Source organism: Novosphingobium sp. KN65.2 (genome assembly GCF_001368935.1).
In the GTDB taxonomy this organism is placed as follows: Bacteria; Pseudomonadota; Alphaproteobacteria; order Sphingomonadales; family Sphingomonadaceae; genus Novosphingobium; species Novosphingobium mathurense.
On the sequence record NZ_CCBH010000155.1, the window covers coordinates 1 to 14,720 of the forward strand.

The following is a 14,720-nucleotide window of genomic DNA, read 5'->3' on the forward strand; positions in this document are numbered from 1 at the left end:
GGGCCGCAAAGCCCGCCGCAGGCGTTTTTCCGGGTCTTATTTTTTTGGGACCTCGTTGGTTCGGAAGGCATAGGCCTCAGCCGCCGAGCTGCGATTCCCGAGCGGCTTCGATCTTGCTCGCCATCAGCGTCTTCGCGCTTTCCAGGGCCTTGCGGTAGCACTGGATCTTCTCACGCGAGTGGATGCGCGAACCGGTGTCGTAACGATCGTATTCGCAGGCGCTGCGGGCGGCGCGATCGATGCGGCGTTCCAGGGTCTGCTGGCCTTCGACCGAAGCCAGGTCGAGATCGGCATAGCGGACCTCGACGTCCCTGGCGAAGGACGGGGCCGCGGTCAGGGCAAGGCCAAGAAGTGCGGCGGCGGCGATCGGGGTAGTCGTGAACATCGTGATTTCCTCCTCGGGTCTGAGCCGGGGCGGAAAGTGTTCCGGGCGGCTCGATGAGATTGTTCTGCCCCCGATTCCCGCGGGCTTCACGCGCACCTCGACCGCGGGTCGTTCGCCTTCGACGAAAGGCCTGCAACTTGGATGAACGACATATGCAGCCGACGAACGGCGAGCGTCGGTCCCCGGAAAAACCGTCCAATCTGCCGGTAATCTGCCTTCAGGCCCGTGAATCGGCCCTGTGATTCGTGCATGTGCTGGCAAGTTCGCTGCGCGCGATGTAGAGTGTGACGGCAATGGTGGGCCTGATCATCGTCTTTTGCCTGGGCGTACTCAACTTCGCTGCGCACAAGGCTGTTCTGGAAAGCGGCCACCCCATGCTTGCGCACGTGCCCTGGTTCTTTCAGCCGCTGGGGGGACGTCTCAGCCTGATCGTCGAATTCGCAATGCTGCTGGGCGCGATGGTCATGGCCGCGGCGGGGTCTTCCGGCTGGGCCTGGGTCTATGCGCTCTACACCGTGCTCAACGGCTTTTCCGCATGGCTCATCTACAGCGGCAAGGTGTGACGGGAACCGCGGGGCAGCCGGCCGGTTTTTTGCTGCATGGGAAACGCAAAGAAAACCTGGCTGGTCTGTAACGCGGCGAGCGGCAGCAATGACGATGAAGCCGTTGCCGAACTGGTTAGCGCGCTGGACAACGCGGGCATGCCGCCGGCCCGGCGTATCCGCTTCCCGGACGACAGCGCGCCCACTCCCGAAGAACTCGATGCCCAGGGCGTGGATCTGCTGTTGGTGTTCGGCGGTGACGGGACCACCCATACCGTCGTCACCAGGGCTTATGGCTGGAACGGCGCGGTGCTGGTCCTGCCGGGCGGCACGATGAACCTGCTGTCCAAGCGCCTGCACGGCGACGTCCCCGCGACGCAGATCGTCGAAAGGCTCGCAAGGGGCAAGGCCCGCCGCGTCCGGCCGAGCGTCATCCGTTCGCGCCATGGTGAAGGGCTGACCGGCGTCTTGGCCGGGCCGGGTGCGATCTGGAACGAAGTGCGCGAGGCAATCCGCTCGTCCAGCATCCTGGAAGTCGTGACGGCCACGCGCGAAGCGATCGCCCATTCCACAAGCGCACCCAAGGTGGTCTGCGAAGGTGTCGACTGCGGGCGCGAGGAAGGCTATGCGGCGATCACCGTGAACCCGCATGACTCCGGCCTCGAAGTAAAAGGCTATTATGCCGAGACGCTTGGCGATTTCGCCGGGCAGGGTATCGCGCTGCTCAATCGAAACTTTCGCGATGGCCCGCACGACCGGTTGGGCATTCACGAAACCATCCGGCTCGTTTGCCCCGAGGGAGAACCTATGGGCCTGTTGATCGACGGCGAACCCTTCGACGGGGGAACCGCGGACCAGTTCAGTCTGGCCAATTGCGAAGTAGACCTGTTGGCAACCGCCGATGCACGGTAAGGTCTCGAGCATGTATTCCGGTCCGATCAAGCTCTTCCATCTCAGTGACATCCATTTCGGACTGGAAGACCGCGACGCTCTCGCCTGGGTGGAGCAGTGCATTGCCCGCGAAAAGCCGCATGCGGTTGCCATCACCGGCGACCTGACGATGCGCGCGCGCCATCGCGAGTTCGCGGCGGCAACCGACTGGATTTCCGCGCTCGACGTGCCGGTCACGGTCGAGGTCGGCAATCACGACATGCCCTATTTCAACCTGCTCGAGCGTTTTACCACGCCCTACAAGCGGTTTCACAAGATCGAACGCATGGTCGAGGCGCAGCTGGACCTGCCCGATCTTGCCATCGTTCCGCTCAAGACGGCGACGCGGGCGCAGTGGCGTTTTCCCTGGTCGAACGGATGGGTGACACCAAGGGCGCTCGAGGAGACTCTGGCCGCCATCGATGCCCATCCTGCCGGAACGCGCATCCTTGTTACGGCGCACCACCCGCTGACCGAACGCGCGCCGAGCGGCAAACGCCTGACCATCGACGGGACGCAGGCGATGGAGGCCCTGGCCGAGCGCAAGGTGGCCGCGATCCTGACCGGGCATATTCACGATCCTTTCGATCTTCTCCAGCAGACCGCGCGCGGACCGCTGCGCATGATCGGTGCCGGTACGCTCTCGCGCCGCATCCGCTCCACCCCGCCGAGTTTCAACGAGATCCTGATCGACGGCGACGAGATCCGGGTCACCGCCCGCAATCTCGAACACGTCGCCACGCCGGACATGCAGATTCGCGAGGTACCGGAAAACGCGATGCCGCCGCGTGAGAGCGACGAGCCGGTGGCGCCGGTTCATGCCGTGCCCCCTGTCGATCCACCGGTGCACTGAGTTTCCAGGGCGCCGGGCGCGCCTGCAGACGGACTCACAGAAGAAGGCCGCACCGTCCCATGACGATGCGGCCTTCTTCGTGGATCGACCGCCGCTTGGCCGGGGGATGCCTGGCGGCGGAAGGCTCCTCCCTTCCGGTGTTCTCAGTAGTCGTGGTCGACCGAGCCGACGCCGTTGATCTGGCTGCGCAGGGTCGCAGGCTTGCGGACCAGGCTGACGTGGCCTGCACCGTTGATCACGACATCGATCAGGTTGCTTGCGCCCACGGTGACGTCACCCACGCCGTCGATGCGGACCACGGCGTCTTCGGCATCGACTTCGCCGACGTCGATCGATCCGGCGCCGGCCGAAGTGATGACCAGCTTGCGCACGCGGCCCTTGGCATCGAGATCGACCGCGCCTTCCGAGCGCAGCGTGAACTTCTCCTGGTCGAGACCGGCGAGAGTCACGTCGCCCGGGGCGTCGAGGTCGAGGCCGTTGATCTCGGGCGCGGTGATCCGGACCTTGATGCCGCGGCTGGAGCGGTACTTGCCCTCGATGCCGAGGCGACCGTCCACCCAGGTCAGGCGGTCGACGATCTTCTGCGGGCCGGTGACGACCATCTCGGAGGTATCGCCGCGGGTGAAAGTGAGCTGGACCGGGATTTCCATGGCCAGCTTGGCGCCGGGCTCGACGGCGAACTTGCGGGTCTTGTCGGGCCCCTGGTCCTCGTCCTCGTCGCCGATGGTCCAAGTCCAGCCATGGCCTTCGGCGACGTCCTTGCGCAGTTTCTCACCGCCGATGACCCATGCCGAGCCGAATGCGACGATCGAAAGGATCACGCCGCTGGCGAATACGATGAGCAGTTTCCTGAGCATCTCAGTTTCTCCTTCCTTCGTCTTTTCAGTCTTCTGCGTGGATGGCAGGCTCGATTACCCGGTAGTGCAGGCGGCCGAACCACATGAGGGCATTGACGATCCCGATGCTGATCAGCATCAGCAGCGCGCCAGCCGCGACCGCGGCGCTCATCATGCCCAGTCCTGCGAGGATCGCGACCAGCCAGCCGCCGGGAAAGCCGCTGAAGGGTCCGGCGATCAGCACGAAGCCACCGGAAACGAAGATCGCCAGAACCGCCACGAACAGGCCGAACACGACGCCGATGACCGGCAGGACGACCGGCAGCAGGATCAGGATGTCGATCGTTGCCAGGCCCATGAAGGCCAGGATTGCGGACCATGCCGAAGACGGCGAGCGGGCGCTTTCCCAGTTGCGGAAACCGGCCTCGAAGCGCAGTTCGCGGGCCAGGCGGCTAGGATTGCCGAGGGCTGCGGCGACTTCTTCCTCGCTGCGGCCGTCTGCGGCGCCGGCGTCGAAATGCTCTTCGTAGTCGGCGACGATCTCGGCGATGTCTTCCTGAGGCATGCCCTTGAGGCCGGCCTTCAGGCGCTTGATGAACTCGTTACGCTTCATGGCTGGTCTCCCCTTCCTCCATCGGCGCTTCACTGCCGAGGATGAGGCCGTTCACGGCGGCGGTGAAGGTACGCCAGTCGCCAACCTGTTCTGACAGGCGTTCGCGACCGGTATCGGTGATGCGGTAGTACTTGCGCGGCGGACCCGAGGGCGATTCCTCGAGGTAAGTGGTCACCAGACCTTCCGACTGCATGCGGCGCATGAGCGGGTAGATCGTGCCTTCGCCCATATCGACCGCGTCGGCCATGCGGCTCGCGATTTCGTAGGCGTAGCTGTCACCGCGCGACAGCAGTGCCAGGACGCACAGCCCAAGCACCCCTTTCTTCAACTGGATTTCGATTTCGGACATCGAATCAACTCCTGCGGATGCCCAGTGTATATCGCAAGCTACTGTGTGATGCAAGGTACCATGTTAAAGGCAGTACATATGCATTGATTGGTACCTCGCTATAAGCAGGTATCGGGCCATGTGCTGAGAAGGAAAAATCGCGTGTTCGCGGCAGCTTGCAGGCGCCAGTCGGAGACAATGGCGCAACTTAAGCGTTAATTTACCATGTTGCGCCAGAAGGGAGATCAATTCGACTTGCTGGGGATTTCCGCATGGACAGTTTGCGCGGTCAGTTTTCTGGAGAGGACCAGCCCGAGGAGGGCTCCTTCCACGAACAGGACAGCGGCCGGGAGCCGCCCGCCATCATCGGCAAGGATGAACGGCGCATGCAGGTGCGCGCCTACAATTTCTGGGCGAGTCTGCTGGATAACCGCCAGTTTCCGGACATTGCCGACCTCGATCCGGAAAGCCTCGGCGATTTCGGACCCTATAGCGTATTGCTCGACTTTACCCATGGAGTCGACGATCCGGCGGTCGTCTATCTCGGCGCGGAACTGGCCGACGAATGCGGCACGACCGGCGCGATTCGCACCCTGAGCCAGGTCCCCACCCGCTCATTGCTGTCACGCATCACCGATCACTACATGCAGATCATTGCGAACCAGGCGCCGATCGGTTTCGAGGCGGAATTCGTCAACCAGCGCGGCGCGACGATTCTCTATCGCGGCATTCTCCTGCCCTTCTCGCGCAACGACGACCAGATCGATCACATCTATGGCGTGATCAACTGGAAGGAACTGGCCGACCAGACCAGCACCGATGCGCTGATGAAGCAGATCGACGAAGCGGTCGAATCGCGCCCGGCCATGCTGCGCAGCACGATGCCGCTGACCGGTTGGGCCGACGGCCCGCTCGATCTCGGCATGGTCGAACCGGTCGAAGGGCCGGCCGGGATGGACCTGTCGCTCGAGGGTTACGAGATCGACGAGGACTATTTCGAAGATGCGCCGATGCCGTCCGTCCATCGCGAGATGGAACTGGGCGACTGGCTTGCCTCGGCCCGCGAGCAGGCGATGCTCGCGCGCAGCAGCGAAGAACGTTCGCGCCACGCTCTCTACGAGGCGATCGGCCTTGCCTACGACTTCGCCCTCGCCGCCGAAGGCGCGCCGGAAGATTTCGCCGAACTCGTGGAGGATGCCGGCCTCAAGGTGCAGGACCGCGCGCCGCTGATTCCGCTGGTCAAGCTCGTCTTCGGCAGCGACTACGACAAGACCCGCCTGACCGAATTCGCGACCGTCATTGCCCATGGCCGCCGCCTCGGCCTCGAATGCGGGACGCTCGGGGCGTTCCTGTCCGATGCGCCGGGCGGACTCAAGGGCCTCGTCAGGGAAGAGCGCCGTCTGCGCCGCGAGGAAAGCGGCAAGGGCAGCGGGCCGCTGTCGCGCCACGAAACCCTGATCGAGGGACTGCGTTGCCTCGATCCCAAGCCGATCGAGGAGGTCGCCCGCGAAAGCGAGTTCACGGTCATCGTCGCACGGCGACTGGAATCGGGCGAAGTGGTGTTGCTCGGCGAAGTCTGCGACGACGAGGCGCTTCTGGACCGCGCCGCTCGCCAGATTCTCGGATAGGCACCGCGTCGGGGCATTCGCCCGGTGCATGGCCTGCGCCGCTCTTGGAAACGGCACGGGTGCCCGCTAGGCTGGGCGCATCCCGTGCGACAACGGGCCTGACCCTGGCGCTTCAGCGGGGATTAAGGCCGAAAAGGTTTCAAGAGAGACGATGCCGTTAGAGCGATTTGCCGTCCCCCTGATGAGGCTCCTTGCCTTTCTGGCCCTGCTGGGCTGGGCGGCTGCGCCCGCTGCGGCGCAATCGATCCTGCGCGATGCGGAGACCGAGGCCCTGCTCAAGGACATGGCGACGCCGCTGGTCAAGGCATCGGGCCTCGATCCGGCCAATGTCGACATCGTCCTCGTCAACGACCCTTCGGTGAATGCTTTCGTTGCGGGCGGACAGGCCGTCTACGTCAACAGCGGCCTGATCAATGAGGCGGATACCGCGGGCGAAGTGCAGGGCGTGATCGCTCACGAGCTGGGCCACGTGACCGGCGGGCACGCGGTACTCAATCTCGGTGCGAGCAGTGCAACCAATATCTCGCTGCTTTCGCTTCTCCTTGGCGCGGCTGCTGCCGCGGCCGGTGGCGGTGAGGCGGCGATGGGCGTGATCATGGCCGGGCAGCAGGCGGCCATGGGCAAGTACCTCGCCTACAACCGCTCGCAGGAAGCGTCGGCCGACGCTGCCGGGGCGCAGTACCTGTCGACAGCCGGGATAAGTGGCCGTGGCTCGGTCGAATTCTTCAAGAAGCTGCAGAACCTCGAATTCCGCTACGGCTACCGGCCCAAGGACGGCGACGAGTTCTACAGCACCCACCCGCTCACCGGTGACCGTATCCAGACGCTGCAGGATACTTATGAGAAGGACCCGGCCTGGACCAAGCCGGACGATCCCAAGCTGCAGCAGCGGTTCATGCGGATGAAGGCGAAGCTGTTCGGCTATCTCGCCGAACCCAAGGACGTCCTGCGCCGGTACCCGCTGACCGACAATTCCATTCCCGCCCACTATGCCCGCGCCTATGCCTATCACAAGGACGCGCAGTTCGATCTCGCCACGGCGGAGACCGACGCGCTGATCAAGGCCGATCCCGAAGATCCGTATTTCCTGGAGCTGGAAGGCCAGATCATGCTGGAATCGGGCCGTCCGCAGGAGGCGCTCGCGCCGCTGCGCAAGGCGACCGAACTGACCGGCAACCAGCCGCTGATCGCCACCCTCTTCGGTCACGCCCTGATCGCCACCGAGGACCCGTCGAACTTCAAGGAGGCCGAACGGGTGCTGCGCAATGCCGTGGCTCGCGACCGCGAGAATCCGTTCACCTGGTACCAGCTCGGCGTGATCTACGCGGCCAAGGGCGATATGCCGCGCGCGCGGCTCGCCAGCGCGGAGCAGCAGGTGCTGTCGGGTAACATGAATGCGGCGCTGATGAGCGCACAGGCGGCCGAGGCAGGCCTGCCGACGGGCACGCCGGACTGGATCCGCGCGCAGGATATTGAAATGCAGGCGCGCGCCGAACTGGAACGCGAGAAGAAGCGCCGCTAGGACAGCGCGAAGAAAGCGGCGGCGCGCTTTGCCGCAACGAGACAGGATCTACGAATGGCTACAGGCATGAAGTACGCATTTTTCGCCGTGCTGATCGCGGTGCTCGGTGTCGGCGGCTGGTTCGGCGGGCGCATGGCGATCGAGAGCGTGGTGCATGACTATATCCTCGAGCATCCCGAGATCCTGCCGCAGGCGATGGAGAACCTCCAGAACCAGCAGAGCAGCAAGCAGCTGGCGGGCGTCCGCCAATCGGTGGAAACGCCCTTCCCCGGCGCGGTGCTGGGCAACCCCCAGGGCAAGGTCACGCTCGTCGAATTCAGCGACTATGCCTGCGGTTATTGCCGCGCGAGCCTGCCCGACGTGATCGAGCTGGTGAAGAAGAACCCCGACCTGCGCATCGTCATCCGCGAACTGCCAATCATCAGCCCGCATAGCCCGGAAGCGGCCAAGATGGCCCTCGCCGCGGCAGAGCAGGGCAAGTTTGCCGAATTCCACGATGCCATGTTCGCAGCCGGACAGCTCGACCCGCAGACCATCGAGGCGACGGCCAGGGCCGTCGGCCTCGACATGGAGCGCGCCCGCAAGGTGGCCGAAAGCAAGGACGTGGCAGCGGAAATCCAGCGCAATTACGAAACTGCCGGCAATCTCGGCTTCGGCGGAACGCCGAGCTGGATCGCGGGCGATCGCCTGATTTCGGGCGCCGTGGGTATCGATCAGCTCTCCAATGCGGTCGCCGACGCTCGGGGGAGTTGATAAACGGAACATCCCGTCGCACGGGATTGTTCAGCTTTGCGCTGAACTGGGCTAGGAAACGGACATGAGCGTCCTGCCGATCCAGCCCATTCCGTTCTTCGCCGACAAGGACAAGGCCTTCTGGCGCCTGCAGGCGCTCGGCTGGGGCGGCGCCATGCTGCTGCGCACGATGTCGGCGATCGCCAACGACCAGCGCCTCTCGTTCCTCGTCCTCGTCCTGATCGCCACGATCACCGGCTTCTCGATCTCGCTGGTGCTCTCGGTGATCTACCGCACCCTGATCACCCGCCGGGCGCTGGTGACCTGGGGCATGACCGCGCTGATCCTGCCCTTTGCGGTCGGCCTGAATGCCTTCATCGATGCCTGGGTCATTTCGCTGTACCGTTCGGACAGCGACGCGACCTTTACCCAGTTGTTCCTCGGCGTGTTCTATCTCGACGCCACCCTGCTCGGAGCCTGGTCCGCGCTGTATTACGCGATCAACTTCTATCTCCAGATCGAGGAGCAGAACGACCAGCTGATCCGGCTGGAGAACCAGGCGACCCAGGCGCAGCTGGCGATGCTGCGCTACCAGCTAAACCCTCACTTCCTGTTCAACACGCTCAATTCGATCTCGACCCTGGTGCTGCTCAAGCAGACGGAGCCGGCCAATGCCATGCTCTCGCGCCTCTCGTCGTTTCTGCGCTACACCTTGGTCAACAAGCCTTCCGCGCGGGTGACGGTTGCGCAGGAGGTGGAGACGCTCAAGCTCTATCTCGATATCGAGCGCATGCGTTTCGAAGAGCGCTTGCGGACCACCTTCCATATCGACCCGGCGACCGAATCCTGTCTGCTGCCCTCGCTGCTGCTCCAGCCGCTGGTCGAAAATGCCATCAAGTATGCAGTGACGCCGCAGGAGAGCGGGGCGGAAATCACCATTTCCGCGCAACTCGTCGGCTCCATGCTTCGCATTACCGTTTCGGACACCGGCCCCGGCTTGCAAAGCCCCACCACCGACAACAGGTTGTCGGGTATGTCATACGATGGAGGTGAGCCCGTCTCCACGGGCGTTGGTCTGTCCAATATCCGTGATCGCCTGTCCCAGGCCTATGGCGAACATCACCGATTCGAGACTGTCGAGCCGATCGAAGGCGGTTTTGCCGTCCTGATCGAAATTCCTGTCGAGCGCCGCGAAGCAGCAGAGGTCGTCCCGGAAGCCCCTCGGTTTGCCGCAATGGCTGCACAATGAAACAATTTTGGGTCTCATGCGTTATGGGGCCCGGAGAACGAACCAGATGACCATCCGCACCATCCTCGTCGATGATGAGAAACTCGCGATTCAGGGCCTTCAGTTGCGCCTTGAAAAGTATCCGGACGTCGAGATCATCGATACCTGTTCGAACGGACGCGAAGCGATCCGCAAGATCAAGACCGAAAAACCCGACCTCGTGTTCCTCGACATCCAGATGCCCGGTTTCGACGGGTTCTCGGTGGTCAAGGGCGTCATGGAGATCGAGCCGCCGCTCTTCGTCTTCGTCACCGCCTATCAGGAACACGCCGTGCGCGCCTTCGAGGCGAACGCGGTGAACTACCTGATGAAGCCGGTCGAGGAATCGAAGCTCGACGATACCCTTGCCCGCGTGCGCCAGCGCATCGCCGAGAAGCGTTCTGCCGATGAGGCGGAGAAGCTGAAGAACGTGCTGGCCGAAGTCGCCCCTGACGCGGTCGAGGCGATGCCCGAGGAAACCGATCCCAACGCCGATCGCTACGAAAAGCTGATCAACATCAAGGATCGCGGCCAGATCTTCCGCATCGACGTGGACAGTATCGAGCATATCGAGGCGGCCGGCGACTACATGTGCATCCGCACGGCCGACAACTCGCTGATCCTGCGCGAGACGATGAAGGACCTTGAACGCCGGCTCGACCCGCGCGTGTTCCAGCGCGTCCATCGCTCGACCATCGTCAACCTGAACCAGGTCCGCCAGGTCAAGCCGCATACCAACGGGGAATGCTTCCTCGTGCTCGATTCAGGCGCGCAGGTGAAAGTCAGCCGCTCGTACCGCGATGTGATTGCGCGTTTCGTTCACTGATCGAGCTGCTGCTGCCAGCGCACGAACACGAAAGGCCAGGGGCTCGCGCTCCTGGCCTTTCGTTGTATGCGGCAGTGAAGCCGAACCCGAAGGTTACTTCGTCGCGTACTGTCCGGCCTGGGCCTTGAAGTTTTCGCGCGCGAAGGTCTTGGCCGCGGCCTGCGTGTCGAAGACTTCGTCCTGCAGGGTCGACTTGACGATTGGATAGCCCCGCGAATTGTAGTGCGTGTCGCGCACGGTCAGCCGGTATTTGCCATCCTCGCCCTTCTGGATGAGGTAAGGTTTGTCGACGCTGTCGTTCATGGCATTTCTCCGGGTGTCAGGGTTGTGGGGCGTTGTGGTTTCGCGATCGGATCGCAGAAACCTTGCGCGGTCTGATGGCAGGACAGCGCTGTCCCGAGCACGGGCAGGACCTGGGCCAAGGCGGCCGTCGGGATACTCCGGCGCAGATTGATATGATCGATCTTCATCACGATGCTCCAGCGACGTAAGCGGGAGCGCGGATGGTCTCTCAGCCACGAGCGCCTACGAATTCGGTTGCTCGTGATCGTTTCGCTATGGTCCCATGTGGCTACGATTGCAAATCGCGCATCGACGGTGGAACTCGACATGGGCCCGCGGCCTTGGCATGGACGGCGCCATGAACGACTTCACGCTGACCGGTTTCGACCTTGCCGCCTTCGTTGATGCAACGCTTGCCGAAGACCTCGGCGTGGGCCTGCCGGGAGGCGGGCATGACGTGACCTCGGAAAGCGTGATCGATGCCGATGCGCGCTTTGCCGGCGTCATGGATTCGCGCGATGCGATCACTGTTGCGGGCCTGCCGCTTGCGGCGGCTTTCTTCCGCAAGCTCGACCCGGACATGGAGATCGAGATCCTGGTGGAGGAAGGCGCGCGCGTCGAGCCGGGCTCGGACCTCATGCGCCTCTCGGGCAATGCCCGCGCCATGCTGACGGCAGAGCGCAGCGCGCTCAATACCGTGCAGCATCTGTCCGGGATCGCGACGATGACGCGTGAATATGTCGATGCCATGGGCGGCCACGGCACTCTTCTCGATACGCGCAAGACGATCCCGGGCCTGCGTCACCTCGAAAAGTACGCGACCCGCACCGGCGGCGCGCAGAATCATCGCATGGGCCTGTGGGACGCGGCGATGATAAAGGATAACCACGTCCTCGTTGCCGGCGGCGTCGGTCCGGCCGTGGCGCGTGCCAGGGCGGCGGGCGTGGCCCAGATCATCTGCGAGGTCGATCGTCTCGACCAGATCGAACCGGCCATTGCGGCGGGCGCGCATCACCTCCTGCTCGACAACATGGGGCCCGACATGCTGCGCGAGGCGGTCGCCCTGGTCGCCGGACGCGTGCCGACCGAGGCTTCGGGCGGCGTCAATCTCAGGACCATCGGCGCGATTGCCGCCTCGGGCGTCACTTATGTCTCGGTCGGCCGTCTCACCCAGAGCGCACCGGCTGCCGACATCGGCCTCGACTTCACGCCGCTGTGAGGCCCCTGCTCGCGGCTCGGGCCGGTCTGGTCCTTGCGGCGCTTACGCCGGTCCCTGCGCTGGCCCAGGCCTATCAGTGCGCCGTACCGCGCAGCATTGCCCCGGTGGGGCCGCAGGCGCCCGACGGGCCGGTCCGCAAGGTCGCCGTCGCGGGCTATACCCTCGCGGCAAGCTGGTCTCCCGATTACTGCAAGATGAGCGGCGAAACGGATTCGATGCAGTGTTCGCGCCGCAACGGACGTTTCGGCTTCGTCCTGCACGGCCTCTGGCCCGAAGCGCGCAATGGCCCTGCGCCGCAGTGGTGCGCAACCCGGCCGCTGCCCTCGCCCGACCTGCTCCGCCGCCATATGTGCATGACGCCCTCTGCCAGCCTCCTCGCCCATGAATGGGCCAAGCACGGAAGTTGCATGACGAAGCGGCCGGAGACCTACTTCAAGGTCAGCGCAATCCTCTGGCGCTCGATCCGCTGGCCCGATGCCGATCGCCTTTCGCGCGAAGACGACCTGACGGTGGGCGATCTGCGCCGTGCCTTTCTCGCCGGTAATCCGGACTGGACGGCGGATCAGGTCGGCGTGGACGTCAGCCGCGGCGGCTGGCTGCGCGCGATCGAGCTTTGCTACGGGAAGGATTTCATGCCCCGAGCCTGCGACCGCAGGCAGTGGGGGCCCGGCGATTCCACGCCGCTGAAGATCTGGCGGGGCCTCTAGGGCCCGAATCCAAAGATACCCGCCAAGAATGCGGGGGAAGGATGAAGGCTATCTGCGGTCCCGGAAGAAGGCCCTGAGCATTTCCGCGGCCTCGGCTTCGCCCATGCCCGAATAGACTTCCGGACGATGCAGGCACTGGCTGTGTTCGAAGACGCGCGCGCCGTGTTCCACCGCGCCGCCCTTGAGATCGGGAGCGGCATAATAGAGTCGGGCGATGCGGGCGTGGGAGATCGCCCCGGCGCACATGGCGCAGGGCTCCAGCGTCACCCACAGCTCGCAGCCTTCGAGTCGTTCATTGCCGAGAATCTGCGCGGCGGTGCGAATCGCTTCGATTTCGGCGTGGCTGGTCGGGTCGTGGCGCTCACGTGGGCCGTTGCGGCCGGTGGCGATGACTTTTCCGTCCCTTACAATGACCGCGCCGATCGGGACTTCGCCCGAATCCGCGGCTTCGCGGGCTTGCGCCAGCGCCAGTTGCATGTATTCGGGGAGCGGCCAGCGAGTCATGAGGACGCGCTAGCCTGCGAAAAACCGCGGCGCAACTTGACGTTCACCTGGTGACTCGGTAAGGGCGCGCCTTCCCGTACAAACGGCCAAGATTTTTTTCGAGCGAGAGTAGACATGTCCCGCATCTGCGAACTGACCGGCAAGGGTCGTCAGGTCGGCTGCAACGTCAGCCACGCCAACAACAAGACCAAGCGCGTGTTCCTGCCCAACCTTCAGAACGTCACGCTGATGTCGGAAGGTCTGGAGCGTAGCTTCAAGTTCCGCGTTTCGACGCACGGCCTTCGCTCGGTTGAGCACAACGGCGGCCTCGACAACTGGCTGCTGAAGACTTCCGATACGAAGCTCAGCCCGCGCGCCGTCAAGGTGAAGCGCGAGCTGAAGAAGAAGCAGGCCGCCTGATTTCCGGCTCCCTTCGGGGAGCCTGACAAGGCACTGGTTCGAAAAAGGCGTGCGAGGGTTCCTCGCGCGCCTTTTCGCGTGGCCGCCTGCTTCCTGAAATATGCTCCTGAGTGATTTTCAGGGCAGGTCGCGTGGATCGACGGAGAGTTTCCAGAGCAGCGTGCGCTGGAAATCCGAAAAATTGTCGTCCGAGATCAGCCAGACGGTCAGGCGATCCTTGCCTTGTGGCACGACCGCAAGCCCTTCGAAATTGTCGACCGGCAGGCTCGTGGCGATTCGGGCCACTTCCTTTGCGCGCCAGGTCGCGCCGGGCCGAATCTCGGCAGGGTCGGCGATGGCGATGCGTCCGGCGAATCGTTGCGGCATCGGCCAGACGAGCCGACGCATCAGGATCAGCAGACGACCGTCGGGCAATTGCGTCATGTCGGTGGGGCTGAAGCCCTTCGGACCATCGAACGTGAAGTGCCACGATTTCGGCCGCGTCGTGGGATCGCCCTCGAAGACGACGGCGTCGTGTTTGCGGTCCTCGAGCCAGCCCTTGAAGGCCTCGCGCAGCAGGACGAATCGCCCGTCGGCAAGGCGGGTCATGGCTTCCGGGCCCGAGTTCACGCCCCAGTGGCGAATCGCGCCGGGCCGGATCTTGGTTTCCACGTTCAGTCCGGGACCGAGCCGAACGACCGAATTGGAGCCCTCCATTCCCAGCCAGATCGTGCCGGAGCGCGGATCGCGCGTTGCCGATTCGACGTCGCGATCGGCCTTGTCGTTCCATCGGCTGATATTCAGGTTGCCGCTTGCCAGCGCACCGGGTCTGCGACCCGGCAAAGTGAAGCGCAGGTATCCGCCCGAATCGCTGAGGGCGAGGAGCTGTCCACCTGGCATGGCCAGCAGCGTCGAATAGCCGCCGAAGCCGCGCGACCGGCTGGCCATGTGCCACGCGCCTTCCAACCGGAATGGGCCGAGGTGAAACTGCGGGTCCGCTCCGGGGCGCGGCGTCAGGGCGACATAGTCGAACGTCATGTCCGGAGGGCGCGGAGTCGTGGGCGATCGCAGCCAGGTGACGCCTGCAAGCAGGATCAGGAACGGAAGGGCGATGCTGCGGCGCACAAAAGCTGGATAATCAATCGTGCGCCGACGGCAAGGCCGCTTC

General features: G+C 64.1%; 19 protein-coding genes. 11 read left to right on the forward strand and 8 right to left on the reverse strand.

Features of this window, described 5'->3' with window-relative positions; genetic code table 11:
- Positions 1 to 76: 76 nt before the first annotated feature.
- The gene (locus SPHV1_RS12670) at positions 77 to 385 is read right to left on the reverse strand and encodes a UrcA family protein (protein ID WP_054946409.1); all 309 of its coding nucleotides are present in this window, start codon (positions 383 to 385) and stop codon (positions 77 to 79) included.
- A gap of 293 nt (positions 386 to 678) precedes the next feature.
- On the opposite strand from SPHV1_RS12670, the gene SPHV1_RS12675 reads away from it, so the two are divergent.
- From SPHV1_RS12675 to SPHV1_RS12685, 3 genes are read left to right on the forward strand one after another with little or no spacing between them, the layout of a single operon-like run.
- Positions 679 to 948 (forward strand): hypothetical protein, encoded by a 270-nt coding sequence (locus SPHV1_RS12675; protein WP_054946410.1) that lies wholly within the window; start codon positions 679 to 681, stop codon positions 946 to 948.
- Positions 949 to 984: 36 nt separating this feature from the next.
- Positions 985 to 1,839, forward strand: a complete 855-nt coding sequence (locus tag SPHV1_RS12680; RefSeq protein WP_054946411.1) for a diacylglycerol kinase family protein — start codon at positions 985 to 987, stop codon at positions 1,837 to 1,839.
- Between the two features lie 10 nt (positions 1,840 to 1,849).
- The gene (locus tag SPHV1_RS12685; protein WP_054946437.1) at positions 1,850 to 2,710 is read left to right on the forward strand and encodes a metallophosphoesterase; all 861 of its coding nucleotides are present in this window, start codon (positions 1,850 to 1,852) and stop codon (positions 2,708 to 2,710) included.
- Between the two features lie 143 nt (positions 2,711 to 2,853).
- Here SPHV1_RS12685 and SPHV1_RS12690 read toward each other — a convergent pair whose 3' ends face one another.
- Genes SPHV1_RS12690 through SPHV1_RS12700 form a run of 3 tightly spaced genes read right to left on the reverse strand, consistent with a single transcriptional unit; the run spans position 2,854 to position 4,508 of the window.
- Positions 2,854 to 3,567 (reverse strand): GIN domain-containing protein, encoded by a 714-nt coding sequence (locus tag SPHV1_RS12690; RefSeq protein ID WP_054946412.1) that lies wholly within the window; start codon positions 3,565 to 3,567, stop codon positions 2,854 to 2,856.
- A gap of 25 nt (positions 3,568 to 3,592) precedes the next feature.
- Positions 3,593 to 4,159 carry a DUF1700 domain-containing protein gene (locus tag SPHV1_RS12695; RefSeq protein ID WP_054946413.1) on the reverse strand — a complete coding sequence of 189 codons (567 nt, stop codon included), beginning with the start codon at positions 4,157 to 4,159 and terminating at the stop codon, positions 3,593 to 3,595.
- Positions 4,149 to 4,508, reverse strand: coding sequence for a PadR family transcriptional regulator (locus tag SPHV1_RS12700; RefSeq protein ID WP_054946414.1), 360 nt, complete (start codon positions 4,506 to 4,508; stop codon positions 4,149 to 4,151). Before SPHV1_RS12700 ends, SPHV1_RS12695 begins: the two co-directional genes overlap by 11 nt.
- 251 nt (positions 4,509 to 4,759) lie before the next feature.
- Between SPHV1_RS12700 and SPHV1_RS12705 the strand changes: the two genes are divergently transcribed.
- The 5 genes from SPHV1_RS12705 to SPHV1_RS12725 all read left to right on the forward strand — a co-directional run bounded on the left by SPHV1_RS12705 (position 4,760) and on the right by SPHV1_RS12725 (position 10,462).
- Complete coding sequence (locus SPHV1_RS12705) at positions 4,760 to 6,115, forward strand: hypothetical protein (RefSeq protein ID WP_054946415.1); 1,356 nt, start codon at positions 4,760 to 4,762, stop codon at positions 6,113 to 6,115.
- Between the two features lie 181 nt (positions 6,116 to 6,296).
- Positions 6,297 to 7,637, forward strand: coding sequence for a M48 family metalloprotease (locus SPHV1_RS12710; protein WP_139383935.1), 1,341 nt, complete (start codon positions 6,297 to 6,299; stop codon positions 7,635 to 7,637).
- A 66-nt stretch (positions 7,638 to 7,703) separates the two neighbouring features.
- Positions 7,704 to 8,390: a DsbA family protein gene (locus SPHV1_RS12715; protein WP_054946417.1), complete on the forward strand. Its 687-nt coding sequence runs from the start codon at positions 7,704 to 7,706 to the stop codon at positions 8,388 to 8,390.
- Between the two features lie 64 nt (positions 8,391 to 8,454).
- Positions 8,455 to 9,618, forward strand: a complete 1,164-nt coding sequence (locus tag SPHV1_RS12720; protein ID WP_054946418.1) for a sensor histidine kinase — start codon at positions 8,455 to 8,457, stop codon at positions 9,616 to 9,618.
- A gap of 46 nt (positions 9,619 to 9,664) precedes the next feature.
- Positions 9,665 to 10,462 (forward strand): LytTR family DNA-binding domain-containing protein, encoded by a 798-nt coding sequence (locus SPHV1_RS12725; RefSeq protein ID WP_013834537.1) that lies wholly within the window; start codon positions 9,665 to 9,667, stop codon positions 10,460 to 10,462.
- Positions 10,463 to 10,555: 93 nt separating this feature from the next.
- Here SPHV1_RS12725 and SPHV1_RS12730 read toward each other — a convergent pair whose 3' ends face one another.
- Positions 10,556 to 10,765 (reverse strand): hypothetical protein, encoded by a 210-nt coding sequence (locus SPHV1_RS12730; protein ID WP_054946419.1) that lies wholly within the window; start codon positions 10,763 to 10,765, stop codon positions 10,556 to 10,558.
- The gene (locus SPHV1_RS25010) at positions 10,762 to 10,932 is read right to left on the reverse strand and encodes a hypothetical protein (RefSeq protein ID WP_156367348.1); all 171 of its coding nucleotides are present in this window, start codon (positions 10,930 to 10,932) and stop codon (positions 10,762 to 10,764) included. The genes SPHV1_RS12730 and SPHV1_RS25010 overlap by 4 nt, the downstream gene beginning before the upstream one ends.
- A gap of 170 nt (positions 10,933 to 11,102) precedes the next feature.
- Between SPHV1_RS25010 and nadC the strand changes: the two genes are divergently transcribed.
- Together nadC and SPHV1_RS12740 are read left to right on the forward strand one after the other, a co-directional pair.
- Complete coding sequence (gene nadC, locus SPHV1_RS12735; RefSeq protein WP_176168003.1) at positions 11,103 to 11,963, forward strand: carboxylating nicotinate-nucleotide diphosphorylase; 861 nt, start codon at positions 11,103 to 11,105, stop codon at positions 11,961 to 11,963.
- A complete protein-coding gene (locus SPHV1_RS12740) occupies positions 11,960 to 12,670 on the forward strand; it encodes a ribonuclease T (RefSeq protein WP_231634664.1) in 711 nt (236 codons plus the stop codon). The genes nadC and SPHV1_RS12740 overlap by 4 nt, the downstream gene beginning before the upstream one ends.
- 48 nt (positions 12,671 to 12,718) lie before the next feature.
- On the opposite strand, the gene SPHV1_RS12745 is transcribed toward SPHV1_RS12740, so the two are convergent.
- Positions 12,719 to 13,174: a nucleoside deaminase gene (locus SPHV1_RS12745; protein WP_054946421.1), complete on the reverse strand. Its 456-nt coding sequence runs from the start codon at positions 13,172 to 13,174 to the stop codon at positions 12,719 to 12,721.
- 114 nt (positions 13,175 to 13,288) lie between these two features.
- On the opposite strand from SPHV1_RS12745, the gene rpmB reads away from it, so the two are divergent.
- The gene (gene rpmB, locus SPHV1_RS12750) at positions 13,289 to 13,573 is read left to right on the forward strand and encodes a 50S ribosomal protein L28 (protein ID WP_007012569.1); all 285 of its coding nucleotides are present in this window, start codon (positions 13,289 to 13,291) and stop codon (positions 13,571 to 13,573) included.
- Between the two features lie 117 nt (positions 13,574 to 13,690).
- On the opposite strand, the gene SPHV1_RS12755 is transcribed toward rpmB, so the two are convergent.
- On the reverse strand, positions 13,691 to 14,677 hold the full coding sequence (locus SPHV1_RS12755) for an esterase-like activity of phytase family protein (RefSeq protein ID WP_054946422.1): 987 nt from the start codon (positions 14,675 to 14,677) through the stop codon (positions 13,691 to 13,693).
- Between the last annotated feature and the right edge of the window lie 43 nt (positions 14,678 to 14,720).

What these genes read in the sequence shown, in the direction of transcription:
- SPHV1_RS12670 (WP_054946409.1), bottom strand. Translation starts at nt 385, where the DNA reads ATGTTCACGACTACCCCGATCGCCGCCGCCGCACTTCTTGGCCTTGCC.
- SPHV1_RS12675 (WP_054946410.1), top strand. Translation starts at nt 679, where the DNA reads ATGGTGGGCCTGATCATCGTCTTTTGCCTGGGCGTACTCAACTTCGCT.
- SPHV1_RS12680 (WP_054946411.1), top strand. Translation starts at nt 985, where the DNA reads ATGGGAAACGCAAAGAAAACCTGGCTGGTCTGTAACGCGGCGAGCGGC.
- SPHV1_RS12685 (WP_054946437.1), top strand. Translation starts at nt 1,850, where the DNA reads ATGTATTCCGGTCCGATCAAGCTCTTCCATCTCAGTGACATCCATTTC.
- SPHV1_RS12690 (WP_054946412.1), bottom strand. Translation starts at nt 3,567, where the DNA reads ATGCTCAGGAAACTGCTCATCGTATTCGCCAGCGGCGTGATCCTTTCG.
- SPHV1_RS12695 (WP_054946413.1), bottom strand. Translation starts at nt 4,159, where the DNA reads ATGAAGCGTAACGAGTTCATCAAGCGCCTGAAGGCCGGCCTCAAGGGC.
- SPHV1_RS12700 (WP_054946414.1), bottom strand. Translation starts at nt 4,508, where the DNA reads ATGTCCGAAATCGAAATCCAGTTGAAGAAAGGGGTGCTTGGGCTGTGC.
- SPHV1_RS12705 (WP_054946415.1), top strand. Translation starts at nt 4,760, where the DNA reads ATGGACAGTTTGCGCGGTCAGTTTTCTGGAGAGGACCAGCCCGAGGAG.
- SPHV1_RS12710 (WP_139383935.1), top strand. Translation starts at nt 6,297, where the DNA reads ATGAGGCTCCTTGCCTTTCTGGCCCTGCTGGGCTGGGCGGCTGCGCCC.
- SPHV1_RS12715 (WP_054946417.1), top strand. Translation starts at nt 7,704, where the DNA reads ATGAAGTACGCATTTTTCGCCGTGCTGATCGCGGTGCTCGGTGTCGGC.
- SPHV1_RS12720 (WP_054946418.1), top strand. Translation starts at nt 8,455, where the DNA reads ATGAGCGTCCTGCCGATCCAGCCCATTCCGTTCTTCGCCGACAAGGAC.
- SPHV1_RS12725 (WP_013834537.1), top strand. Translation starts at nt 9,665, where the DNA reads ATGACCATCCGCACCATCCTCGTCGATGATGAGAAACTCGCGATTCAG.
- SPHV1_RS12730 (WP_054946419.1), bottom strand. Translation starts at nt 10,765, where the DNA reads ATGAACGACAGCGTCGACAAACCTTACCTCATCCAGAAGGGCGAGGAT.
- SPHV1_RS25010 (WP_156367348.1), bottom strand. Translation starts at nt 10,932, where the DNA reads ATGAAGATCGATCATATCAATCTGCGCCGGAGTATCCCGACGGCCGCC.
- nadC (WP_176168003.1), top strand. Translation starts at nt 11,103, where the DNA reads ATGAACGACTTCACGCTGACCGGTTTCGACCTTGCCGCCTTCGTTGAT.
- SPHV1_RS12745 (WP_054946421.1), bottom strand. Translation starts at nt 13,174, where the DNA reads ATGACTCGCTGGCCGCTCCCCGAATACATGCAACTGGCGCTGGCGCAA.
- rpmB (WP_007012569.1), top strand. Translation starts at nt 13,289, where the DNA reads ATGTCCCGCATCTGCGAACTGACCGGCAAGGGTCGTCAGGTCGGCTGC.